At 61.5% G+C, this 21100-nt stretch carries 23 protein-coding genes; 7 read left to right on the top strand and 16 right to left on the bottom strand.

Annotation, left to right across the window (positions count from 1 at the left end; all coding sequences use genetic code 11):
- Positions 1 to 327 precede the first annotated feature (327 nt).
- Genes clpP through H7B90_RS14630 form a run of 3 tightly spaced genes read right to left on the bottom strand, consistent with a single transcriptional unit; the run spans position 328 to position 2002 of the window.
- Positions 328 to 909, bottom strand: a complete 582-nt coding sequence (gene clpP / locus H7B90_RS14640; RefSeq protein WP_185136634.1) for an ATP-dependent Clp endopeptidase proteolytic subunit ClpP — start codon at positions 907 to 909, stop codon at positions 328 to 330.
- 36 nt (positions 910 to 945) lie between these two features.
- Positions 946 to 1392, bottom strand: coding sequence for a hypothetical protein (locus H7B90_RS14635; protein ID WP_185136633.1), 447 nt, complete (start codon positions 1390 to 1392; stop codon positions 946 to 948).
- Positions 1385 to 2002: a helix-turn-helix domain-containing protein gene (locus H7B90_RS14630; protein ID WP_185136632.1), complete on the bottom strand. Its 618-nt coding sequence runs from the start codon at positions 2000 to 2002 to the stop codon at positions 1385 to 1387. Before H7B90_RS14630 ends, H7B90_RS14635 begins: the two co-directional genes overlap by 8 nt.
- 168 nt (positions 2003 to 2170) lie before the next feature.
- On the opposite strand from H7B90_RS14630, the gene lplA reads away from it, so the two are divergent.
- Both lplA and H7B90_RS14620 read left to right on the top strand, forming a co-directional pair.
- A complete protein-coding gene (gene lplA, locus H7B90_RS14625; RefSeq protein ID WP_185136631.1) occupies positions 2171 to 3160 on the top strand; it encodes a lipoate--protein ligase in 990 nt (329 codons plus the stop codon).
- A gap of 52 nt (positions 3161 to 3212) precedes the next feature.
- Complete coding sequence (locus H7B90_RS14620) at positions 3213 to 4040, top strand: aldo/keto reductase (RefSeq protein ID WP_185136630.1); 828 nt, start codon at positions 3213 to 3215, stop codon at positions 4038 to 4040.
- A gap of 40 nt (positions 4041 to 4080) precedes the next feature.
- Here the strand turns inward: H7B90_RS14620 and H7B90_RS14615 are convergent, their stop codons facing one another.
- From H7B90_RS14615 to H7B90_RS14605, 3 genes are all read right to left on the bottom strand, one after another.
- Entirely contained in the window at positions 4081 to 4635 is a 555-nt protein-coding gene (locus tag H7B90_RS14615; RefSeq protein ID WP_185136629.1) for a hypothetical protein, read from the bottom strand.
- 144 nt (positions 4636 to 4779) lie between these two features.
- Entirely contained in the window at positions 4780 to 5337 is a 558-nt protein-coding gene (locus H7B90_RS14610; protein ID WP_185136628.1) for a hypothetical protein, read from the bottom strand.
- Between the two features lie 3 nt (positions 5338 to 5340).
- Positions 5341 to 5892: an NAD(P)H-dependent oxidoreductase gene (locus H7B90_RS14605; protein WP_185136627.1), complete on the bottom strand. Its 552-nt coding sequence runs from the start codon at positions 5890 to 5892 to the stop codon at positions 5341 to 5343.
- Positions 5893 to 6061: 169 nt separating this feature from the next.
- On the opposite strand from H7B90_RS14605, the gene H7B90_RS14600 reads away from it, so the two are divergent.
- Both H7B90_RS14600 and H7B90_RS14595 read left to right on the top strand, forming a co-directional pair.
- On the top strand, positions 6062 to 6700 hold the full coding sequence (locus H7B90_RS14600; RefSeq protein WP_185136626.1) for a biotin/lipoyl-containing protein: 639 nt from the start codon (positions 6062 to 6064) through the stop codon (positions 6698 to 6700).
- 14 nt (positions 6701 to 6714) lie between these two features.
- Positions 6715 to 8247: a DHA2 family efflux MFS transporter permease subunit gene (locus H7B90_RS14595; RefSeq protein WP_185136625.1), complete on the top strand. Its 1533-nt coding sequence runs from the start codon at positions 6715 to 6717 to the stop codon at positions 8245 to 8247.
- Between the two features lie 529 nt (positions 8248 to 8776).
- Here H7B90_RS14595 and H7B90_RS14590 read toward each other — a convergent pair.
- The 6 genes from H7B90_RS14590 to H7B90_RS14565 all read right to left on the bottom strand — a co-directional run bounded on the left by H7B90_RS14590 (position 8777) and on the right by H7B90_RS14565 (position 13874).
- Positions 8777 to 9928 carry an ABC transporter permease gene (locus tag H7B90_RS14590; protein ID WP_185136624.1) on the bottom strand — a complete coding sequence of 384 codons (1152 nt, stop codon included), beginning with the start codon at positions 9926 to 9928 and terminating at the stop codon, positions 8777 to 8779.
- A 21-nt stretch (positions 9929 to 9949) separates the two neighbouring features.
- Positions 9950 to 10906 (bottom strand): ABC transporter ATP-binding protein, encoded by a 957-nt coding sequence (locus H7B90_RS14585; protein WP_185136623.1) that lies wholly within the window; start codon positions 10904 to 10906, stop codon positions 9950 to 9952.
- Positions 10907 to 10928: 22 nt separating this feature from the next.
- Positions 10929 to 11678 (bottom strand): ABC transporter permease subunit, encoded by a 750-nt coding sequence (locus H7B90_RS14580; RefSeq protein ID WP_185136622.1) that lies wholly within the window; start codon positions 11676 to 11678, stop codon positions 10929 to 10931.
- A gap of 14 nt (positions 11679 to 11692) precedes the next feature.
- Positions 11693 to 12391 carry an ABC transporter ATP-binding protein gene (locus H7B90_RS14575; RefSeq protein ID WP_185136621.1) on the bottom strand — a complete coding sequence of 233 codons (699 nt, stop codon included), beginning with the start codon at positions 12389 to 12391 and terminating at the stop codon, positions 11693 to 11695.
- The gene (locus tag H7B90_RS14570) at positions 12388 to 12780 is read right to left on the bottom strand and encodes a GntR family transcriptional regulator (protein ID WP_185136620.1); all 393 of its coding nucleotides are present in this window, start codon (positions 12778 to 12780) and stop codon (positions 12388 to 12390) included. Before H7B90_RS14570 ends, H7B90_RS14575 begins: the two co-directional genes overlap by 4 nt.
- 122 nt (positions 12781 to 12902) lie before the next feature.
- The gene (locus H7B90_RS14565; protein ID WP_185136619.1) at positions 12903 to 13874 is read right to left on the bottom strand and encodes an RluA family pseudouridine synthase; all 972 of its coding nucleotides are present in this window, start codon (positions 13872 to 13874) and stop codon (positions 12903 to 12905) included.
- Between the two features lie 150 nt (positions 13875 to 14024).
- Between H7B90_RS14565 and H7B90_RS14560 the strand changes: the two genes are divergently transcribed.
- The 3 genes from H7B90_RS14560 to H7B90_RS14550 all read left to right on the top strand — a co-directional run bounded on the left by H7B90_RS14560 (position 14025) and on the right by H7B90_RS14550 (position 16401).
- Positions 14025 to 14498, top strand: a complete 474-nt coding sequence (locus tag H7B90_RS14560; RefSeq protein ID WP_185136618.1) for a MarR family winged helix-turn-helix transcriptional regulator — start codon at positions 14025 to 14027, stop codon at positions 14496 to 14498.
- Positions 14499 to 14501: 3 nt separating this feature from the next.
- A complete protein-coding gene (locus H7B90_RS14555) occupies positions 14502 to 15722 on the top strand; it encodes an MFS transporter (RefSeq protein WP_185136617.1) in 1221 nt (406 codons plus the stop codon).
- Between the two features lie 160 nt (positions 15723 to 15882).
- Complete coding sequence (locus tag H7B90_RS14550) at positions 15883 to 16401, top strand: hypothetical protein (protein ID WP_185136616.1); 519 nt, start codon at positions 15883 to 15885, stop codon at positions 16399 to 16401.
- Positions 16402 to 16449: 48 nt separating this feature from the next.
- Here the strand turns inward: H7B90_RS14550 and H7B90_RS14545 are convergent, their stop codons facing one another.
- The 4 genes from H7B90_RS14545 to H7B90_RS14530 all read right to left on the bottom strand — a co-directional run bounded on the left by H7B90_RS14545 (position 16450) and on the right by H7B90_RS14530 (position 21021).
- Positions 16450 to 17055 carry a hypothetical protein gene (locus H7B90_RS14545; protein WP_185136615.1) on the bottom strand — a complete coding sequence of 202 codons (606 nt, stop codon included), beginning with the start codon at positions 17053 to 17055 and terminating at the stop codon, positions 16450 to 16452.
- Positions 17056 to 17427: 372 nt separating this feature from the next.
- Entirely contained in the window at positions 17428 to 18393 is a 966-nt protein-coding gene (locus tag H7B90_RS14540; RefSeq protein ID WP_185136614.1) for an ABC transporter permease, read from the bottom strand.
- Complete coding sequence (locus H7B90_RS14535) at positions 18368 to 19480, bottom strand: ABC transporter permease (RefSeq protein ID WP_246578482.1); 1113 nt, start codon at positions 19478 to 19480, stop codon at positions 18368 to 18370. Before H7B90_RS14535 ends, H7B90_RS14540 begins: the two co-directional genes overlap by 26 nt.
- Positions 19477 to 21021, bottom strand: coding sequence for an ABC transporter ATP-binding protein (locus tag H7B90_RS14530; RefSeq protein ID WP_185136613.1), 1545 nt, complete (start codon positions 21019 to 21021; stop codon positions 19477 to 19479). Before H7B90_RS14530 ends, H7B90_RS14535 begins: the two co-directional genes overlap by 4 nt.
- Positions 21022 to 21100 lie beyond the last annotated feature (79 nt).

The following is a 21100-nucleotide window of genomic DNA, read 5'->3' as shown; positions in this document are numbered from 1 at the left end:
TACTTTTTCGAGTATCTCCAACGGTTAGAGGCTCTTTGGTGGGCTGTTGTTCTACTTTTTCGAGTATCTCCAACGGTTTGAGGCTCTCCGGTGGGCTGTTGTTCTACTTTTTCGAGTATCTCCAACGGTTTGAGGGTCTTCGACGAGCTGTTGTTCTGCTTTTTTTTGGAGTTACTCCGAGCGGCAGCTGCGGTATTAACGGGGAGCTGGACCAGCGCTCGATTGCGAGTGCGGCGCCGGTTCGTTTCCGTCGGCATGCCAATAGGACCGCTGAAGGCCTAATGCCTTCAAGCGGTCCCGACGGGCCGGCATTGCCGCCGGCCGGCCTTAGGCCAGCACGCGGTCGACGAGCCCGTAGTTCTGCGCTTCTTCCGCGGTCATGTAGTAGTCGCGGTCCGTGTCCTTCGCTACCTTCTCGAGCGGCTGGCCGGAGCGCTCGGCCAGAATCCGGTTCAGCCGGTCGCGCGTCTTGATGATGTTCTCGGCGTGGATGGCGATGTCCGACGCTTGGCCCTTCAAGCCGCCGCTCAGCCACGGCTGATGGATCATGATCTCGGCGTTCGGCAGCGCGACCCGCTTCCCCTTCGCGCCCGCCGCGAGCAGAACGGCTCCGAACGAGGCGGCGAAGCCAACGCAGATCGTGGAGACGTCCGGCTTGATGTACTGCATCGTATCGTAGATGGCGAGACCCGCGGTCGTCGATCCGCCCGGACAGTTGATGTACATATGGATGTCCTTCTCCGGATCGTCCGCGGCGAGGAACAGCAGCTGGGCGACGACGGCATTGGCCGTATCGTCGTCGATCGCGGAGCCGAGGAAGACGATCCGGTCCTTCAGCAGCCGCGAATAAATGTCGTACGAACGCTCTCCCTTGTTCGTCTGTTCGACGACGACGGGTACGTAACTCATGATAATCTCCCTCCTGGGCTAGAATGCAGCCAGCGATCAGGCCGCGTTCCGCAGATTCATGCTCAAGCTTGCGCTCATGCTCATCCTTATGCCGGCGCGCGCCGTCTGCAGGCGAGCCGAAGCCGTCTCGCGAGTCCGTTCGCCGAAGCCGGAAGAGACGATCCGAAGCGCCGGAGCCGCTTCGGCATCCGCTTCGTCGCCGAGCGGGACCGTCCGCACGGTCGCTTCGCCGATGACGGCTTTGTCGCCCGCTTCGTTTCCGATCGCAGCCTTCCCTGCCGCAGCCCTCCCTGGAGCTGCCTTCCCCGCAGCGTCCTTCTCTGCCCCAGCCTTCCCTGCAGCGTCCTTCCCTGCCCCAGCCTTTCCGACCGCGTCCTTACCGACCGCGTGCTTCCAGTCTGCGTCTTTCCCCTGCGCTTCCTTCCCGTTCGCGACCCTTCGCTCCCAGATCAGGATATCGCCGGTCTCGTTCCTGCTACTCATGCCCGCTTCCTCCTCCTTGATCGACGCGGGGATAGACGGCCAGCACGGCGCGGAACGCGCCGTCCGAATCCGCGGCCCCCTTCGCATGGTATCGCTTCACGACGGCCCGGACCGCCTCCGCGTAATCGCGAAGGAAGGCCTGCCGCGTCTCCTCGTCCGGAAGGGCGAGATCCGTCTCCACGACGGCGCTCGGCACTTCCTCTTGCGCGTCCGAAGCTTCCATCAGCTTAAGCGCGTCCTGGCGGAGCCGCTCCGACACGTTGAGCAGCTGGCGGAGAGCGCCTTGATCCGTCATGCGGTTCTTCAGCTCCTCCGACCAGCCGAACGAGTCGGGAATGACGTACGTCTTCGCGACCGCCCGGTACAGCACCTCGATCAGATTCTTCACCTGGCGGGTGCCGCTTCGGTTCACGAGACCGACCTTCTCGAGGCTCTTCAAGTGATAGTTGATCTTCTGCGGCGCTTCTCCCATCTGCCGGCCCACCTCGGAAGCCGAAGCCGGTTCGGCGAGCAGCCGGAGAATGTCCGCGCGGATCGGGTTGAGCAGGGCGAGCGCCTGCTCGGGCGTCTCGAGGCGGTACACTTCGGCAATGGCGGGCAACGAATCCATCGGAATCACCTAAAAATTAATTTTTACGTAAACCCATTCTATTATGACGAGTCGCGAAAGTCAACTCCTTCCTCCCCTTGGCGGAGCCCATTTGTTCTCGACCGGATCGTGCCGTAAAATAAAGGAATACGCCCATCGGCGAATCCGGCAAGAAGGAGGAACGAAGAGATGCTGTTCATCGACAACGGCAACGGCCACGATCCCGCGCTCAACTTGGCGCTGGAGGAGTACATTCTGCGCAAGCTGCCGGCGGAGAACGATTACCTGCTTTTCTATATCAACGAACCGTCCATCATCATCGGCAAAAACCAGAACACCGCCGAGGAAGTGAACGCGGACTACGTTCGCGAGCACGGCATCCACGTCGTTCGCCGGCTGTCCGGCGGAGGAGCCGTCTACCACGATCACGGCAACCTCAACTTCAGCTTCATCACCCGCGACGACGGGCAGTCGTTCCACAACTTCCGCAAATTCACGGCTCCGGTCGTCGAGGCGCTGCGGAGACTGGGCGTCGAAGCCGAGCTGAGCGGCCGCAACGACATCCAGGTCGGCGAGCGGAAGATCTCGGGCAACGCCCAGTTCTCCACCAAGGGGCGCATGTTCAGCCACGGCACCCTGCTGTTCGACTCGCATATGGAGAACGTCGCTTCGGCCCTGAAGGCGAACCCGCTCAAGTTCGAATCGAAGGCGACGAAGTCGGTGCGCAGCCGCGTCGCGAACATCGCGGAATTTCTGCGGGAGCCGATGACGATCGGCGAGTTCAAGCGGTTCGTGCTCGAATCGATCTTCGGCGGCACGGACATTCCGGAGTACAAGCTGGGCGAGGACGACTGGAACGCCGTGCGCGAACTGGCCGACAGCCGCTATCGCAGCTGGGATTGGAACTACGGCTTGTCGCCGGCGTTTAACGTGCAGCAGGTGAGAAGAATCGAGGGCGCGGGCACGTTCGACGTGCGTCTTAACGTAGAAAAGGGAGAGATTCGCGAGGCGGCCGTCTACGGAGACTTTTTCGGCCGCGGGGAAGTGTCCGACGTGACGAGCCGGCTGGTCGGCGTTCGTTACGACCGCCCGTCGATCGAAGCGGCGCTCGCGGAAGTCGATCTGCCGTTCTACTTCGGCCCGGTCGACCGCGAGGCGTTCCTCGCTCTGTTCATCTAACGAGAACCAACTCAATTCCATAATCGCTATCTATTCCAGGAGGGACAATTCCATGACGTTATCCATCGGAACGAAGACGAAGCTGCGCAACGGAGTCGAGATGCCCAGGGTGGGGCTCGGCGTCTGGAAGGTGACGGCGGAAGGAGAAGCGGAACGCGCCATCCACGCGGCCGTTAAAGCCGGCTATCGGAGCATCGATACGGCCAAGGTGTACCGCAACGAAGCCGACGTCGGCCAAGCGATCCGCACGTGCGGCGTGCCGAGGGAGGAGCTGTTCGTCACGACGAAGATCTGGAACGAGGATCAAGGCTACGACCGGACGCTGGCCGCCTTCGAGGAGAGCCGCGAGCGGCTCGGCATCGACGTGATCGACCTGCTGCTCATCCATTGGCCGGGCAAGGACAAGTACGTCGAGACGTGGCGCGCGTTCGAGAAGCTGTACGCGGACGGCCGCGTGCGCGCCATCGGCGTGAGCAACTTCCACGTCCATCATCTGCGGAAGCTGGCGGAAGCGAGCGAGATCGCGCCGATGGTCAACCAGGTCGAGTTCCATCCCCTTCTAACCCAGAAGGAACTGCTCGCCTACTGCAAGGAGAACGGCATCCAGCTCGAAGCCTGGAGTCCGCTCATGCAGGGCAATCTCGACATCCCGACGCTGAAGGAGATCGCCGCGAAGCACGGCAAATCCCCGGCCCAGGTCGTCCTTCGCTGGGACCTGCAGCACGGCGTCGTCACCATTCCGAAGTCGGTCACCCCGACGCGCATCGCCGAGAACGCGGACCTGTTCGACTTCGAATTATCCGAAGAGGACATGGCTCGGATCGACGCGCTGAACGAGAATCGCCGCTTCGGGCCGAATCCGGACGAGTTTCTTTTCTAATCGGCCTAGAAGCCGTGCAACCATCCAGGACCAGGGAACTTCACGCCGACGGAGTTCCCTGGTTCTCTTTGTAGTCGATCGTCATCAGCCCGCTCCCTTCCGCTTCGCGAAGGAGGATCTCGAGCTCCGAACCCGACGGAAGCACCGCCACATAACTCCAGCGAACCGTCCTTCCCGACTCCTTCGCCTCTATGTACCGATATTCGCGGATAACCCCCCGGCTTCGAAGAGCTTCCAATTCGTCCTTATAAAAGGATCGGTAAGCCTCGATTCCCCAAGGCGTCGCATAATTCGGGGAACAGGCGTCTTCCTTCCCCGTCAGCACCGTTCTTCGGGGCAGCGGCAAGACAAGGTCTCTGAGCTCCTCGGCGTCCGCGCAGCTGTAGGTGCGGCTCGGGAACAGGTAGCCCTTGGCATACCGGTTCGCGTCCGGGATCCAATAATAGCATTGAACCGCCAGAAAAACAGGCAACGACGCCACAAATACGCGAAAAACAACTTTGTTCCTTCGCGACGCCAGCAAGGCGATTCCGCCAATAAGCAAGGCGATCCCCATCAGAACCGTATAGAGAATATAGGCCGGATGGCCCGCCATTCGCCTCCCCCTCCCGACAACCGGCATATAGACCCAGATTAGCACAGTTCGCGGCGGGAAAACATGCCAAAAAGGAACGAATCGATGCCCGGCATCTATCCGTCCCTCCCGTATGGACAACGATTCCGAGAGGTTCGCGCCCGATTACGGACGGTCGTCCTTCGGCTTCCGCAGATTATGCAGCGCCTTGCGGTATTCCGTATCGGAGATAATCTTCTCCTGCTGAAGCGCTTCGTTCGCATGCGGCTCGGATTCGTCCGCTCCCGTCTTCAGCTGCCGCAGCGCCTGCCGGAAGTGCCGGTCGTTCGTACGGGTCCACGCCCCGCTCCGCTGCGAGAGCCGCGAATCGGCATCCGGTTCGTCCCGACCGGCGGACGGCGTCCCCGCGCCCCGGTCTCGGGGAGCTTCGCCGGCGCGGGCTTCCCCGTCCGCCGGATCCGGACGCGCGGCCGCCCCCTCCTTTTCCAACCCCGGATCCAATCCGTCCTCCGAGCGATTCCCCGCGGCACTCTCCGTCCCGAGCGTCTCGAGAGGCTCGGGCTTCGCGCCTCCCGGAGGCCGTTCCCGGTCCGAGAGGTCCTCCGGAACCGCGATCGGATTCGGCTCCTTGCCGTTCGCGGCCCGCTTCGAAGCCTTCACGTTGAACACGATGAGAATGACGATGACGAGAATCGCGAAGACGGCGTAACCGATGACCAGCATCGCCTATCCCTCCCGCTTGGCGGCGAACCGCGCCGTCAGCTGGGCGACCCGTCTGCCGAGAGCCCGGCCCAGCGCCAGATCGTCCTCCGTCGGCATGTTGGGGGGGTCGTCGGGCGAGTCCTCCAGCCGGCACGTGATGCCGACCCCGTAATACGACCCGTACAGCGCGTTCTCCGGCACCGTCGCCGGCAGCCCGACGATTATCATTCCTTGATGCAGCATCGGGGTGATCAGATTCAGCATGGTCGCTTCGATGCCGCCGTGCTCGGTGGCCGTCGTGCAGAAGACGGCCCCGAGCTTGTCGACGAGCTTGCCGTGCGCCCATAGATAGCCAAGCTTGTCGATCCACGCCTTGAGCCCCGCGCTGATGCTCCCGAAGTGCCCCGGACACCCCCAGATAATGGCGTCCATCTTGTCCAGCTCTCGCACGTCCGCCCGCTCCACATGGTGCAGATGGACCCTCGCTCCTTGAACTCCCCTCGCCCCTTGGGCGATCGAATGGGCGAGCGCCTCCGTATGCCCGTCTTCGCTGTCGTAAACCACGTAGATGTTCATGCTGCCCCTCCAACCCTCCAACGATTGCGGATTCTAATACTTTGAGCGCTCCGCGCGAATCGTATGCACGGGCCCGTCTCGCCCCTGATTCTGATAATCGAGGGCGATCGGAGGCAAGCTAACGCAACGTACACTCCAATGGCTAGGCCAGGAAAGGAACCTTCGGCTTATGAAAAGTTCGCGCCTCGTGCTGATTAACCTCATCGTCATCCTGATCATCGTGGCGGGCGGCGGTGCGGCGATTTACTACTATAATCAGTCGATCAACTACATCACGACGGACAACGCGAAGGTCGACGGGCAGGCGGTCACCATCGCCGCTCCCGCGGCAGGCGTGCTGCAGGACTGGAGAGGCAAGGTCGGCCAGGCGTATACCGTGGGCCAGGTCATCGGAACGGTTCGTTCGGACAAGGGGGCCGTGTCCATTACCGTTCCGGCTTCGGGCACCGTCGTCCAGCAGAACGGAGTCGTCAACTCCATCGTCGGCGCCGGGAGCTCGCTCGCGAAGGCGTACGACCTGGACAACCTGTGGGTCACGGCGAATATCAAGGAGACGAAGATCAACGACGTCAAGCTGAACCAGACGGTCGACGTGTACGTCGACGCCTATTCGGGGACGACGCTGACGGGCAGGGTGTCCCAGATCGGATTGGCGACGGCCGGCACGTTCTCCCTGCTTCCGGCTTCGAACACGACGGGGAATTACACGAAGGTGACGCAAGTGATCCCGGTTACGATCCAGCTGGACGGGTACCGCGGACTCGGCCTCGTTCCCGGCTTAAGCGCGAGAATCCGAATTCATAAATAAGCGAGGGGAAGGTCATGGAGAACCGGAGCATCGCCCCGACGGTCACCGTGCTCATCTGCGGGATGTTCATCGCGATTCTGAACCAGACGATGGTCAACGTGGCCATCCCGCACATGATGAACGATCTGAACGTCTCCACCACCACCGTTCAATGGCTGTCCACCGGCTTCATGCTGGCGAACGCGATCATGATTCCGATCAGCGCCTTCCTGATGGAGTCGGTTCCGACCCGGCTCCTGTTCGCGATCGCCATGGCGATGTTCACCGTCGGCTCCCTCATCTGCGGCATCGGACCATCGTTCGCGGTCGTTCTCGCGGGACGAATCGTGCAGGCGATCGGAGCCGGCGTGCTGATGCCGCTCGTCACGAACATCTTCCTGCGCATCTTCCCCCCGGACCAGATGGGGAAGGCGATGGGGACGATGGGCATCGCGATGATGTTCGCCCCGGCGGTCGGGCCGACGTTCGCCGGCTACATGGTCGAGCATTTCTCCTGGCGGATCCTGTTCTTCGTCATGGTCCCGCTCGGGGCGATCGAGGTGATTCTGACGTTCCGGTTCCTGCCCAACGTTCTGAAGCTGACCTACCCGAAGCTGGACTGGGCGGGAGCCGTCTTCTCGACCATCGGGTTCGGCGCGCTTCTGTACGGACTCAGCGAAGCGGGCAGCAGGGGCTGGGGGGACCCGATCGTCGATACGTCGATCATCGTCGGGCTCGTGTTCCTGTTCTTCTTCATCTATCGCCAGCTGACGGCCGAAGCGCCGCTGCTCAGCCTGAAGGTGTTCGGGAACTTCACGTTCACGATGTCGACGGTCGTCAGCGTCGTCGTCAACATGGCGATGTTCGGCGCCATGCTGCTGCTCCCGATCTACATCCAGAACATCCGGGGCTATACGGCGCTCGAATCCGGCCTGCTCCTGCTGCCCGGCGCCATCCTGATGGGCATCATGTCCCCGATCTCCGGGTCGCTGTTCGACAAGATCGGAGTGCGGCCGCTCGCCATCGTCGGGCTGCTCATCACGGCGATTACGACGTACCAGTTCACGAAGCTGACGGACGAGTCGACATACGCCCATCTGATGGCGCTGTACGCCCTGCGCAGCTTCGGGATGAGCTTCATCATGATGACGATTATGACGGAAGGGCTGAACGCCTTGCCGATCTCCCTCAAGAGCTCGGGCACGGCCGTCTCCAATACGATGCGGCAGGTGGCCAGCTCGTTCGGCACGGCCCTGCTCGTCACGGTCATGTCCACGCGGACGAACGATCACCTCGCCTCGTATTCGAACAACCTGACGTTGAACAATCCGATCTCGGCGGAGATGATCGGCGGCTTCGAAGCCGGCGTCGCGGCGGCGACCGGCCTTCCGCTCGAGGTAGGCGGCGCCTACGCCCTCACCATCCTGGGCGGGCTCGCCACCAAGGCGTCGACGATCAGCGGCATTAACGACGCCTTCGTCGTCGCGACGGGCATCACGCTCGTCGGCCTGTTCTTCTCCCTGTTCCTGCACCGGCCGAAGAAGCGCTCGGTCCCTTCCAAGCCTTGAACGCGGTAGCCGCGCCGACATAAACTTCAATTGCCGTTTCACTAGACGGAACGCGTCCTGCGTTAGTTGGATTCGAACCCGATTCTCCCTCGAGAAGGCGTCTTTCTTGAACGCTGCATGAGACCTCTGTATGAGCGCTGTATGAGACGTTGTATGAGACGTTGTATGAAAAATCATACAAATTCGGTTTCGAGAAGGCGTCTTCCTTGATCTTTGTATGAAAAATCATACAACTTCGATCCCAAAAAGACGCCTCGACGTATTTTGTATGAAAAATCATACAAATTCGATCTCGAAAAGACCCTTGATCGATTGTTGTATGAAAAATCGTACAAATTCGGTTGATTTTGATAATGTGGACGATTTTGTTCGAAATTTCGTACAAGTTAATCCGCTTGCTTGCAGGAAAGATATTCAGGTCGGCGAGAATCGGCTCGTCGGTAGGCAAACGCGTCAAAGCTGAAAAAAGGCTCCGCCTCGGCGCGCGTAAAGCGCGAAGGCGGAGCCTTTATCTTGTCAGTCGGACCGGCTAATCCAGCGCCGACTTCATGAAGCCGCGGAAGCGGAGCAGCGCGACGAGGAGGCCCGCCGCGGCGAACGCGGCCAGCGCGGCCAGCGACGGAAGAATGCCAGCCAGGTGGTCTCCCCGCACCATGATGTCCTGGAACGCCTTCTGCGCCCAATACTGCGGGACGAAATGACTGACCGTCTTCATCGCCTTCGGCATGTATTCGACCGGGAACCACAGGCCGCCGAGCACGGCGCCGCCCATCGTCAGCAGCTGCGTGAACGCCATCCCCTGGTTCTCGCCGCGGACGAGCATGCAGATCGCGAGCCCGATCCCCGTACCGCAGACGGCCAGCGTGATGACGAGCGCCGCGATCGCGCCCAGATCCCCGAGCTGCACGTCGTACGCGAAATGTCCGAACGCGAGCAGCACCGAGCATTGGGCCAGCGCCACGACCAGATAAGCGAGCCACATGCCGAGCAGGTAGCCGATCGGCGTCATTCTCGTCGTGCGGAGGCGGGCGGTCATGCCCGTCGTCTTGTCGCCGATGAAGCGGCGAATCATGGAGATGATGACGAAGAAAACGAACATGACGGTGTAGCCGGGCACGACCTGGGTGACGGCGTTGCCCGCCGAGGCGACCTGCGGCTTGTCGTCGATTCGCAGCGGCGACGCCAGCGCGGCTTGGAGCTGCTCGCCAGTCTCCCCGGCCGCCATGAGCGCTCCCTCGATCTTCGATTCGCGCATGCCTCCGGCGACGTTCTCGATCGCCGCCTTCAGAGGAGCGACGGTCTGCGAAGTCGGGTCGCTGTACAGCTCGACCGAGGCCTGCTCGCCGCCTTGGCCGGAGACGCCGTTCGCGAAGCCTTGCGGCACGACGAGCAGGGCGGCCTCCTTGCCGTCGCGAATACGGGACAATTGATCGTCCCGTTCTCCCGGATTCTTTTCGACCAATTTATAACCGCTCTTCTCCCCCAGCGCCTGCAGGAACGATTGCGACGCGGCGGACTTGTCAAGATCGATGTAGGGCACCGACACGTCCGAGCCTCCGAGATTGCCGAGCACCGACCCGAACAGGACGATGAACAGAACCGGCATCAGAAGCAGCCAGAAGAACGTCCCCTTCTCCTTCAGCAGCAGCTTCCATTCCTTGACCGCGATGCTTAACGCCATGGCCGTAATCCCCTCTCCGTTCTAAGTATCCCGCAGCGTCGTTCCGGTCAGCGACAGGAACACCGTCTCCAGCGACGGCCGCACGATCTCCAATTGCTTCACCGGAAGCGACTTGGCCTTGCAGGCTTCGGCCCAAGCCGCGATCGCCTCTAGAGGCGAATTCGTCCGCACGATCCAGCCTCGGTCCTTCCGCTCCGGACGGTCGAAGCCGGCGGGCGCCGGAGGCTCCTGCTCCTGCTCCTGCCCCTGCGCCTGCGACTCCTGCGGCCCGTTCAGCTCCAGATAGACAGCCTGCGATCCGAACCGGTCCAACACCTCGCCGAGGCCGCCGCTCGCGATCACTTCCCCGTGGTCGATGATCGCCAGCTCGTCGCACAGACTCTCGACCTCTTCCATGTAGTGCGTCGAATAGAGGACGGTCACGCCTTCCTTCTGCAAGGAACGGATCATCTCGAAGATATGGTTGCGCGACTGCGGATCGATGCCGACGGTCGGTTCGTCCATGATCAGAACTCGCGGGCGGTGCAGCAGCGCGGCGGCGATGTTCACCCTTCTCTTCATCCCTCCGGAGAAGGAGGACACCGCGTCCTTGGCCCGATCCGCCAAGCCGACCCGGCCGAGCACGTCCGCGATTCTCCGCTTCAGCTCGCCGCCCCGGACACCGTACATCTCCCCGAAGAAAACGAGGTTGTCGTACGCGCTCAGCTTCTCGTACAAGGTGATCGACTGCGGCACGTAGCCGATCTTCTCCCGGATCTCCGCGGCGTTCCTGCGCAGCTCCTTGCCCATGACGCGGACGTCGCCGCGGTCCGGATCGAGCAGCCCGGACAGAATCTTCATCGTCGTCGACTTGCCCGCGCCGTTCGGCCCGAGCAGCCCGAAGCAGCTTCCTTCCCGAACCTCGAAGCCGATATTCCGAAGAGCCGGCTTGCCTTCGTACGATTTGGCCAGCCCCGCGATCGTGATCGCCTTGCTCATCGCCAAGTCTCCCCTTTCTCCCCTACAGAATCAGATGCTTCCGGGTCAAGCGCACCGCTCCGGCGAACAGAATCGAAGCGATCAGCCACGAAGCCGGAATGAGCAGCCAGAGCCAGGCCGCGGCCGATTCGCCGAACACGGCGATCGATTCGATCCGCCCGTCGTCCCCGGCGTTCACGTTCAACCAGCCGAACCCGTTCCCGGCGAGGGCGAACACGATCCAGACGAGCGGCAGGAGCGGCCTCAGCTTCGTGCGGGCGACGGTTGCCGCCAGCTGCCCGAGCGCCAGCATGAACGGCGAGATGACCAGGACGACGAACAGATATTCCCCTTCGACCGTCAGGAATTCGCCGATCTCGCTCCAGGCGTTGCCATGAAGGAGGACGTTGAACAGCTCAAGCAGCAGCACGCCGATGAAGTAAATCAGGAACAGCACGTACGCTTGCGCGGCCGCGGCCGCGAGCTTGGCCAGAAGCAGCTTGGAGCGGGAATACGGAAGCGTCAGCCACCAGCCGACCGTCCCGTTCGACCATTCCCGCTTCAGAATCGAATAGGAGATCCCGAAGGCGATGAACGGGAATCCGAAGCAGATAAAGAGAAGGTAGCGGGGATTGAACCGATTCTCTCCTCCCCATACGGCCGTTACGACGACCAGGACGACCGCGATCGCCGCGAAGTAACCCCACATCCAGGCGCGGGTTAGCATTCTTCGCGTGTTCATGCGGAAGTCGTTCTTGAATAAATAGGCGAACACGTTATTCTCGTTAGGCATTCGCTCCTGCCCTCCTAGACGTAAAGTTGGCGGTAAATGTCCTGGACCGAGCCCCGGGTCGCCCGAAGCTCCTCGACGTCTCCGGACAGGGCGACCGTTCCGTCGTTCAGGAAGACCGCGTGGTCGAACAGGCTCTCGGTCTCCGGAATCTCGTGCGTGCAGATCAGCACCGTCTGCCTGCGGTCGCTGAAGCTGTCGATCAGCGCGGCGACGATTCGCTCGCGGGAGATCATGTCGATGCCGGAGAACGGCTCGTCGAGCACGAGCAGCGGAACGTCGCGGGCGAGGCACATCGCCAGCATAAGCCGCGCTTCCTGCCCTTTGGACATTCCCTTCACGTCCATGTCGGCCTTCAGGCCGAGCTGTTCGACGAGCTGCAGCGCCTGGGCCGCGTCGAAGCCCGGCAGCAGGTTCGATCCCCAGCGGATCGCTTCGGCGACGGTATGCCCTTCGTACCAGCGCGCCCGGTCCGGCAAGTACGAGATTCGGCCGTTCAGCTTCCAGGACGGCGCTTCGCCGAGCACCCGAAGGGTACCCTGGTCCGGCGTCACGAGACCGGTCAGCATGCGCATGAACGTCGACTTGCCCGCTCCGTTCGGCCCTAGCACGGCCGTGACGGAATTCTCCGGGATCTCGATGTCGAGGCCGTCCAGCGCGTTCCGCCGGCCGTATCTCTTCACCAGGCCCGAGCCTTGGATCGCTGCCTTCGTCATTGCCCTTCACCGCCCTTGCTTCTTAGAATCGCCGCGATCTCGGACGCCGTGAAGCCGAGACTGCCCAGCTTCGCGAGGAATTCCTCGACCGCTTCCTCCGCCAGCTTGTAGCGGATATGCTTCACCTTCTCGGCATCGGCCGTAATGAACGTCCCCTGGCCGCGCCGCGTCTCGGTCAGCTGATCGCGCTCCAGCTCCTGGTAAGCCCGCATGACCGTGTTCGGATTGATCTTGAGCGCCTGCGCCATCTCGCGGACAGACGGTATCTTCTCTCCCAACGCTATCTCACCTTTCGCAATCGAGCTTCGGACTTGATCCAGCACTTGTTCGTACAGCGGTTGGCTCAGATCGAGCTCGAACCTCATGCCCCCGACGGTAACCTCATTCAAGAGGGCACCTCCTTCACGTATCTCGGTTGACTTAAGTGTATTATATCACCTAATACACATAGTGCAATAGTTTTCCGCATAAAAAAAACCCGGAGACCTCTTGGTCCCCGGAGCTTCGCGCTTCAGGCATTCGGCAGCGCGCCGAGCGTCAAACCCGCCTTCTCCATCGTCCGGCGCATGAGGTCGGGCAGCGGAGCCCGGAATTCCCGTCCATCCGGCAGCCGGATGCGCCAGGCGTGAAGCAGCTGATGATTGACGCCCGCGAACGGCTTGCCGCCGTATTTGACGTCTCCCAGCAGCGAATGGCCGATGCTCTGGAAGTGGGTGCGGATCTGGTGGGTGCGGCCGCTGACCAGCTCCACTTCGACGAGCGAGTAGCCCCGCCCCGTCTGCAAGGCGCGATAACGCGTGACGGCCGACAGCTCCTTCGCGTTGTCCCCGGCCTTCGCCCGGCTGGAGCCGGCGCTTCCCGCCACGAGCGTCCGGTTGCTCCGTTCGTCCCGGATGAGGCTGCCCGTCAGCTCCCCCTCGCCTTCGAGCCTTCCTTCCACGATCGTCACGTAATACTTCTCCAGCTCGTGCTTCTGGATCCACTGGTTCAACTGGTGCAGCATGCCGGCCGTCTTGCCTACCAGCACCAGCCCGCTCGTATTGCGGTCGAGCCGGTTCGCCGTCGCCGGCATGAACAGGGGGCTGTCCAGCTCGCCCTTCCGGTACAAATAGGCGTGAACCCGGTTGATCAGCGTATCCTTCTGGTCGCTCTTGTCGGGGTGGGTCAGCATGCCGGCCGGCTTCATCGCGACGAGCAGTTGGTCGTCCTCGTAGACGACGTCGATATTGGCGTTGACGCCGACGTACTTCGTCTTCTTCTGGCCCTTGGACGCCTCTCCGAACTGATCTTCGTTCACGTAGAGCGTCAGCTCGTCTCCGGCCGCCAGCTCGTAATTTTGGTTCTTGCGCTTGCCGTTCACTTTGGCCTTGCCTTGGTCGATCATCTTATAGATCTGGCCGAGCGGAAGGTTCGGCATCAGGTTGCGCAAGTAGCGGTGCAGCCTCTTGCCGCTCTCCGAGGCGGTGATCGTGCGGGTAATCATGTCGGTGGCCACTCTCCAATAAGGACTTCTTCCATGAACAGCGTATCAATTGGCGGGAGAATGTTCAAGCTGTCCGGGACGCCGCCATTGACGCAACAAGATGCCTTAGATATAATTGCTATAGCAAGCAAATGGACGGAGGCTGTCGCTATGAAGCTGGAAGACTCCATCGGATTCCAGATTAACCAGACCGGGAGGCGCTTATCCCAATTGCTCGGCCATCGGTTCTTGCCGCATGAAGTGACGACCGAGCAATGGTCGGTGCTCGCCCGGCTGAACGAAGAGGACGGCATCAGCCAGAAGGACTTGGCGCACCGCGTCGGGAAGGACCAGACGAACGTTACGCGCATTCTCGACCAGCTGGAACGGAAGGGACTCGTCGTGCGGCGGCCGAACCCGGACGACCGGCGCTCGTTCCTCCCGTTCGTCACCCCGGAAGGCCGGAAGACGTACGAGCGGCTCGTTCCGATCGAAGAGGAAGTGATCTCCGCCGTCACGGAAGGAATCTCCGCGGAGGAGCTCGACGCCATGAAGAAGCTTCTGATCCGAATCGCCGACCGATCGGTCCGGCTCCTCGCCGACAGTCCGACTCCGCAACAAGAATCCACTCAAAGAGGCGAATGACATTTGGAACAGCAAAAATTATGGACCGGCAACTTTCTAAGCATCTGCTTCAGCAGTTTTTTCGTCTTTATTACGTTCTACAGCTTGACCGCCACGCTGCCCTCCTTCGTCACCGACCATCTGGGCGGCGACCAGAGCCAAGCCGGCTGGGTGATGACGGCCTTCGTCATCGCATCGGTTCTCATACGGCCGTTCGCCGGCCGGTGGATGGACGGTCCGGCGCGGAAGAAGGCGATCGTGCTGGCCCTCGTCGTCTTCATGATCTGCGCCTTCGTCTACCCCGCCATCTCCGCGTTCGGCGTGCTGCTCGTTCTTCGGTTCGCGCACGGCCTCAGCTTCGGGGCGGCGACGACGGGCAACGGGACGATCGTCGCCGAGCTCATTCCGGCCGAGCGCAAGGGCGAAGGGCTCGGCTACTATACGCTGGCCATGAACCTGGCCATGGTTCTCGGCCCCTTCCTCGGCTTGACCATTATCCAGCACGGGAGCTTCGGCGTTCTTTTCACCATATTGATCGTCTTCGGCGTCCTGGGCCTGCTGCTCGGTCTCGTCACCGCGCGCATCCGCAAGCCCGCTTCCGCTGCCGCCGCCGATTCCGTTCCCGCGCCGGCGGCTCCGGCCAAGACGAAGCTCCGTTGGAAAAGTCTGTTGGAGCCGAAGGCGGTGCCGATCTCGCTCGTCGCGCTGTTCCTCGCGATCGCCTACAGCGGCATTCTGAGCTTCGTGCCCGGCTACGCCAAGGAGCTCGGCCTGGAATCCGTCTCCAGCTATTACTTCGTCGTCTACGCGGCGATGATCGTGCTGGCGCGTCCGTTCACCGGCAAGCTGTTCGACAAGCTCCACCGCAACTACATGGTCTATCCGACGATCCTGCTCTACGTCGTCGGCTTGATCGTGCTGGCGACCTCCCATTCCGCGTTTATGTTCCTGTTCTCGGGCGCGCTCATCGGCCTCGGCTTCGGCAGCCTGTTCCCGTGCCTGCAGACGATCGCGATCCAATCGGCTCCCAAGGAGCGCACGGGGCTCGCCACCGGCACATTGTTCATCTTCTTCGACGGCGGCATCGGAATCGGCTCGGTTCTGCTCGGCGGCATCGCGCAGGCGTCGAGCAACCGCGTCATGTTCCTCTGCGGTGCCGCGTCGGTCGTGCTCGGCGCGCTGGTCTACTACGTTCTTATGCACCGGAATCCGTCCGCCCGGCCGCGCCCCGCGGAATCGGTCTAATCCGCTCGCTCAGGCGGATCAAGATAAAGGAGTGCCCCGTATTCTCCGGATTGGAGACAGGGGCGCTCTTTTTTCTTTGTTTATGGATTATCGTTTTTTTGTGTTGGAAAATGCATAAGCGCCTTCGCGAAGCGGAACCCTTCCGAAGGAGGTGATTCCCATGTTCGTCAAGCTAAATCGAATCGTCGGCATGTCGCTGCTCGCGGCCCTGCTGCCGATCTTGGTGCTATCGACATTCCCGCGTCCGCTCTATGCGTATATGCCTGCGTTCGAGCCCGCGATCTCGCTCGCGAGCCGTCCGGCCGCGGACGTCCCGAAGGCGGCGGTGTTCGGCGTCAGGCAGGAGAAGGTCGTCAAGGCGGTTCCGCTCGCTCCCGAGTGGATCCGTGCGGTTACGGAAGCGCTCGAATCTTCGCCGGCCGCCTACGGAGGCTTCGAGGTGAACCCTCGAAGCGGCATCGTGATCCATTTCCCGTTCGCCGAACCTCTCCGTATCCGGAACGAGAAAATCCCGGACGCCATCCGCGAGCTCTATCTGTTCCTGGAGCCCGGGCAGAAGCCGAGAGCGCTGCTGTTCCTGGCATCCAGCAACAAGAAGCCCATCTTCGAGCTGAATTACGACGCCGAGAAGCTCGTCCGGACCCTCGGGCTGAAGGAAGAGTGGGCGAACAACCGATAACGGGCACATTAGAGCCATTGGAGCCGTTGAATCGGATCGCCGCGCCGGTTATCGTCCTTTCCTGCGTTTTCGCGCGAATGCCGGCCTCTTCCGGCGCTCTTCCCTCGAATAAAAGAACCAGCCGGCGAGCAGCAACGGAACCGAGCCCGCCACGGCGTACCCGGCCAGCTTCAGATCCTTAAGCAGCCGTCCATCGAGGTCGCGAACGAGACTGAGACGAATCGGGGCGTTCTCCGGCGTCTCGACTTCGACGTCGTAGACGCCCCCTTCGTTGACGGTCATCCGGTACAGCGACTGAGCCTTCTTCCCGTTGACCGAGAAGGTCGTGCCCGTGTCCGGCTTCATCCGGACCGGAACGCCGGAGCCGTTCTTCCCGATATGGATCGCCAGCCCCTCCAACTGCCAATCGGTCGCTTGACCGTTCGTCGTCGTCACCTCCAGCGCTCCAAGATCGTACTCTCTCGAGGAATATTCGTGGAAAATCCCATAGCGGCCCGGCTCCAAAGCCAATTGGCTGATCCCCGGCGCCTCCAGCGGGATTCGGTCCTTGAACGGGTTATGGCGAATGAAATCGATAACCGAATAAGCGATTCCCGTGACGATCATTAACCCTCCGAGAACCAGGAACAGATATTGCCGGACATATGCCTTCATGGCCTAAAGCAACTCGTCGCGCTCGATCTCATGGCTACTAAGGCATATATTACCATGCCCCGTTCTATCGCGGCCACGCTAAAAAGCGACGACTTCCCCATTCGCCTTCAGATTTGTTAACCGGGGCTCAGCATCATCCTCGTCGCTTCCCTTTGTGAAGAACGCGCCGAGTTGAGCTTCTCTCATTTTGCCCGATTCCCGTTTGCGATTGGGGGAGGCGGCTAACGAATCGAGGAGACGCTATTTCGCCAAAGAGAGCGGGTTTCGATTCTAACGAATCGTCGGAATGGGAATCGCATCGTTCCCATTCATATAAAAAGGGACGATTCCGGAATCCAATCCCGGTTCGTCCCTTCTTTGCGTCCGCCGCCGCTATCGCTTCGACGGATCGTATGGCTCGCCCGCCGCCGCGGGTCCCTTCACGCCTTTGCCGACCGCACCCGCGAGCACGAGCAGAGTAAGCAAGTAAGGCAGCATGTACAGGAATTCCATCGGAATGTGAGCCGACCAATCGTACAGCTTGATGAAGTTGCGGAGCGCCTGCGCCATTCCGAAGAAGAAGGTGGCGCCGAACACGCCCCACGGGCTCCAGCGGCCGAAGATCATCGCGGCGAGGGCGATGAAGCCTTGGCCGGATACGGTCGAGTGCGAGAAGTTGCCCGTCGTCGTCAGCGTGATCGCGGCTCCGCCGATGCCGGCGAGAACGCCGCTGATGATGACGCCGATGTAGCGGTACTTCGTCACGCTGATGCCGACCGTGTCGGACGCGCCCGGATGCTCGCCGACGGAGCGAAGGCGAAGGCCGAACGGCGTCTTGAACAGAATATACGAGCAGAGCGGCACGAGAATGTACGCCATGTACGTCGTCGGGTACGTGTTGAACAGCGCTTTGCCGAAGAACGGAATGTCCGACAAGCCGGGGATCGCCCACTTGGAGAACACTTCGTTCAGAATATCCGTGTCGCCGGCGCCGTTGAAAATAATTTTGACCAAATACAGCGTAATCGCCGCGGCCAAGATGTTGATGACGACGCCGACGATCGCCTGATTCGCCTTCAGCGTGACGCTCGCCAGCGCCAGCAGCAGCGAGAACAGAACGCCGCAGACGATGCCGGCCAGCAGGCCCAGCCACGGAGACGCGCCGCCGTAGCCGGCCTTCTCCGCGTACCAGGTGGCGATAGCGGCGGCGAACGCGCCGCCCGTCATCATGCCCTCGAGGCCGATGTTGAACACGCCGGAACGCTCGCTGAACAAGCCGCCCATGGCGCCGAAGATCAGAGCCGTCGCGAACACGAGAGTCGAGTTGGTCAGATTAGCCAAGTCCGAGATCAGATCCACCGTCTACCGCTCCTTTCTTTTTGGGCTTGCGGCCGGGCTTCCGCGGCTTGAGGAACATCTGGATCAAGCCGTGCGAAGCGACGAAGAAGATGATGCAGCCGATGACGATCCGGACGATCTCGGTCGGAACGTTCGCGGTGAAGTTCATGCCCGCCGAGCCGTACGTCAGCGCCCCGAACAGGACGGAGCCGAGCAATATTCCGATCGGGTGGTTGCCGCCGAGCAGAGCGACCGCGATGCCGTCGAAGCCGTAACCCGGCGAAGCGGCGGTGACGACCTGGTAATGGAACACGCCCAGCACCTCGAACACGCCGCCGAGTCCGGCGAAGATGCCGGAGATCATCATCGACTTGAGCATGCTGCCCTTGACGTTGATGCCCGACACCCGGGCCGCGTCCGCGTTGTGGCCGACCGCCCGCAGCTCGTAGCCTTGCTTCGTCCGCCACAGCAGAATGTAGAACAAGGCGACGCAGATCATTCCGATGAAGATGCCCCAGTCCATGCGGGCATTGTCGAGAGCCTTGGACAGCCAGCCGATCGACAGCGACGCGGACTCCTGAATCATCTCCGAACGCTGCTGGCCCTTCTCCAGGACGAGCGAGCTGATGAGATAGTTCGAGAGATACAGGGCGATCCAGTTCAGCATGATGCAGGAGATGACCTCGTTCACGCCCCGGTTGGACTTCAGGAAGCCGGCGATGGCCCCCCACAAGCCTCCGGCGAGCGCGCCGACGACGAGAGCGAGCGGCGCGTGCACGATCGCGGGAAGCCCGTGAAGCTTCACCCCGACGATCGTAGCCGCCGTCATCCCGATCATGAATTGCCCTTCCGCCCCGATGTTGAACAGGCCCGCGCGGAAGGCGAAGCCGACCGACAGCCCCGTGAACAGGAGCGGCGTAATCGTCCGGATCGTCTCCCCGATATCGTAGGAGGAGCCGAACACTTTATGGAACAGCGCCGAGTACGCCGACCAGGAGTTGTACCCGCCCAGCCACATGACCAAGGCTCCGCACAGAAGGCCGAGCACGATGGCGACGAGCGGTACCAAGAGGTTCGATTTGATGAATATCTGACTCCACTTCGTCACGCGGCTCCCCCTCCTTCGCCCTTCAGCCGGTTGCCCGACATCATGAGCCCCAGCTTCTCGTCGTCGACCTCTTCGCTGTCCAGCTCGCCCATGATCTGCCCGTCGAAGATAACGGCGATCCGGTCGGACATCTTATACAGCTCGTCCAATTCGTAAGATATAAGCAAGATAGCCTTCCCTTCGTTCTTCGCCTGAAGAAGCCTCTCGTGCACGAATTCGATCGCCCCGATGTCGAGGCCGCGCGTCGGCTGGACCGCGATGAGCAGCTGCGGGTCGCGCGTCAGCTCGCGGGCGATGATCGCCTTCTGCTGGTTGCCGCCGGACAGCGAACGCATCGGCACGTGAATGCCCGCCGTCCGGACGTCGAATTCGCCGACCAGCTTGGAGGCGTGCTCGTTGATCGCCTTCTCGTCGATGAACCCGCCCCGTCCGAACCGGCTGTCCTTGTAGGTGGTCAGCACCATGTTCTCGCTCACCTTGAAGTCGAGCACGAGCCCCTGCTTCTGGCGGTCTTCGGGGATCTGGGCGACGCCTGCCGACATCCGGTCCCGAACGCTCTTGCGGGTCAGGTCGACCCCGCCGAGCACGACGCTTCCGCTCTCGATCGGCCGCAGCCCGGTGATCGCGTCGACCAGCTCGTGCTGTCCATTCCCGTCGACGCCGGCCAATCCGTATATTTCGCCTGCGCGAATCTCAAAGGATACGTCCGTCAGGACGTTCCTGCCTTTGTCGCTTCCTCTTAGGGTCAAATGGTTGACCTGCAGCAAGGTCGGGCCCGGCTCCCGCTTCTCCTTGTCCAGTTGGAACGAGACGCGCCTGCCGACCATTTTCTCCGCCAATTCGCTCTCGTTCGTCTCCGACGTCGTCAACGTGTCGATGACCCGCCCTCGCCGGATGACGGTGACGCGGTCCGATACTTCCATGATTTCCTTCAGCTTGTGCGTGATAAGAATGATGGATTTGCCTTCGGCGGCCAAGTTGCGCAGGATCTGCATCAGCTCGTGGATCTCCTGCACGGTCAGAACGGCCGTCGGCTCGTCGAAGATGAGAATCTCGGCCCCGCGGTAAAGCGTCTTCAGAATTTCGACGCGCTGCTGCATGCCGACGGTAATGTCCTGGATTTGAACCTTGGGGTCGACCTTAAGTCCGTACTGCTCCGACAGCTCCGACACTTTCCGGTGCGCCTGGCGGTAGTTGATGGAGAACCCTCTGCGCGGTTCGATGCCGAGGACGATGTTCTCCGCCACCGTGAAGTTCTGGACGAGCTTGAAGTGCTGGTGAACCATTCCGATTCCAAGCTTGATGGCCTTGCCGGGACCGTCGATGATCTCCCGGCTGCCGTTCACGTAAATCTCGCCTTCATCCGGTTGGTACAAACCGAACAGAATGCTCATGAGCGTCGATTTGCCCGCTCCGTTCTCCCCGAGCAGCGCGTGGATCTCTCCTTTGCGCAGCTGCAGGCTGATGTTGTCGTTGGCTACGATTCCTGGGAACCGTTTGGTGATCCCTCTCAATTCGACGACGGGTACCGCTTGTTCCACGGCGAGTCAGCTCCTTTGTCCGAATGAAGGCATGAAACGGAAGAAGGACAAGGCGGCGGACCGCCTTGTCCTTGCGGTG

The organism is Cohnella xylanilytica, assembly GCF_014212175.1.
Classification (GTDB): Bacteria; Bacillota; Bacilli; order Paenibacillales; family Paenibacillaceae; genus Cohnella; species Cohnella xylanilytica.
The sequence above is the reverse complement of the archived record's forward strand: the minus strand, read 5'-3'. Positions and strand labels throughout refer to the sequence as shown.

What these genes read in the sequence shown, in the direction of transcription:
- H7B90_RS14620 (WP_185136630.1), top strand. Translation starts at nt 3,213, where the DNA reads ATGACGTTATCCATCGGAACGAAGACGAAGCTGCGCAACGGAGTCGAG.
- H7B90_RS14545 (WP_185136615.1), bottom strand. Translation starts at nt 17,055, where the DNA reads ATGAAGGCATATGTCCGGCAATATCTGTTCCTGGTTCTCGGAGGGTTA.
- H7B90_RS14560 (WP_185136618.1), top strand. Translation starts at nt 14,025, where the DNA reads ATGAAGCTGGAAGACTCCATCGGATTCCAGATTAACCAGACCGGGAGG.
- H7B90_RS14610 (WP_185136628.1), bottom strand. Translation starts at nt 5,337, where the DNA reads ATGCTGGTCATCGGTTACGCCGTCTTCGCGATTCTCGTCATCGTCATT.
- H7B90_RS14600 (WP_185136626.1), top strand. Translation starts at nt 6,062, where the DNA reads ATGAAAAGTTCGCGCCTCGTGCTGATTAACCTCATCGTCATCCTGATC.
- H7B90_RS14635 (WP_185136633.1), bottom strand. Translation starts at nt 1,392, where the DNA reads ATGAGTAGCAGGAACGAGACCGGCGATATCCTGATCTGGGAGCGAAGG.
- H7B90_RS14605 (WP_185136627.1), bottom strand. Translation starts at nt 5,892, where the DNA reads ATGAACATCTACGTGGTTTACGACAGCGAAGACGGGCATACGGAGGCG.
- H7B90_RS14595 (WP_185136625.1), top strand. Translation starts at nt 6,715, where the DNA reads ATGGAGAACCGGAGCATCGCCCCGACGGTCACCGTGCTCATCTGCGGG.
- H7B90_RS14615 (WP_185136629.1), bottom strand. Translation starts at nt 4,635, where the DNA reads ATGGCGGGCCATCCGGCCTATATTCTCTATACGGTTCTGATGGGGATC.
- H7B90_RS14630 (WP_185136632.1), bottom strand. Translation starts at nt 2,002, where the DNA reads ATGGATTCGTTGCCCGCCATTGCCGAAGTGTACCGCCTCGAGACGCCC.
- H7B90_RS14565 (WP_185136619.1), bottom strand. Translation starts at nt 13,874, where the DNA reads ATGATTACCCGCACGATCACCGCCTCGGAGAGCGGCAAGAGGCTGCAC.
- clpP (WP_185136634.1), bottom strand. Translation starts at nt 909, where the DNA reads ATGAGTTACGTACCCGTCGTCGTCGAACAGACGAACAAGGGAGAGCGT.
- H7B90_RS14580 (WP_185136622.1), bottom strand. Translation starts at nt 11,678, where the DNA reads ATGCCTAACGAGAATAACGTGTTCGCCTATTTATTCAAGAACGACTTC.
- H7B90_RS14585 (WP_185136623.1), bottom strand. Translation starts at nt 10,906, where the DNA reads ATGAGCAAGGCGATCACGATCGCGGGGCTGGCCAAATCGTACGAAGGC.
- H7B90_RS14575 (WP_185136621.1), bottom strand. Translation starts at nt 12,391, where the DNA reads ATGACGAAGGCAGCGATCCAAGGCTCGGGCCTGGTGAAGAGATACGGC.
- lplA (WP_185136631.1), top strand. Translation starts at nt 2,171, where the DNA reads ATGCTGTTCATCGACAACGGCAACGGCCACGATCCCGCGCTCAACTTG.
- H7B90_RS14550 (WP_185136616.1), top strand. Translation starts at nt 15,883, where the DNA reads ATGTTCGTCAAGCTAAATCGAATCGTCGGCATGTCGCTGCTCGCGGCC.
- H7B90_RS14590 (WP_185136624.1), bottom strand. Translation starts at nt 9,928, where the DNA reads ATGGCGTTAAGCATCGCGGTCAAGGAATGGAAGCTGCTGCTGAAGGAG.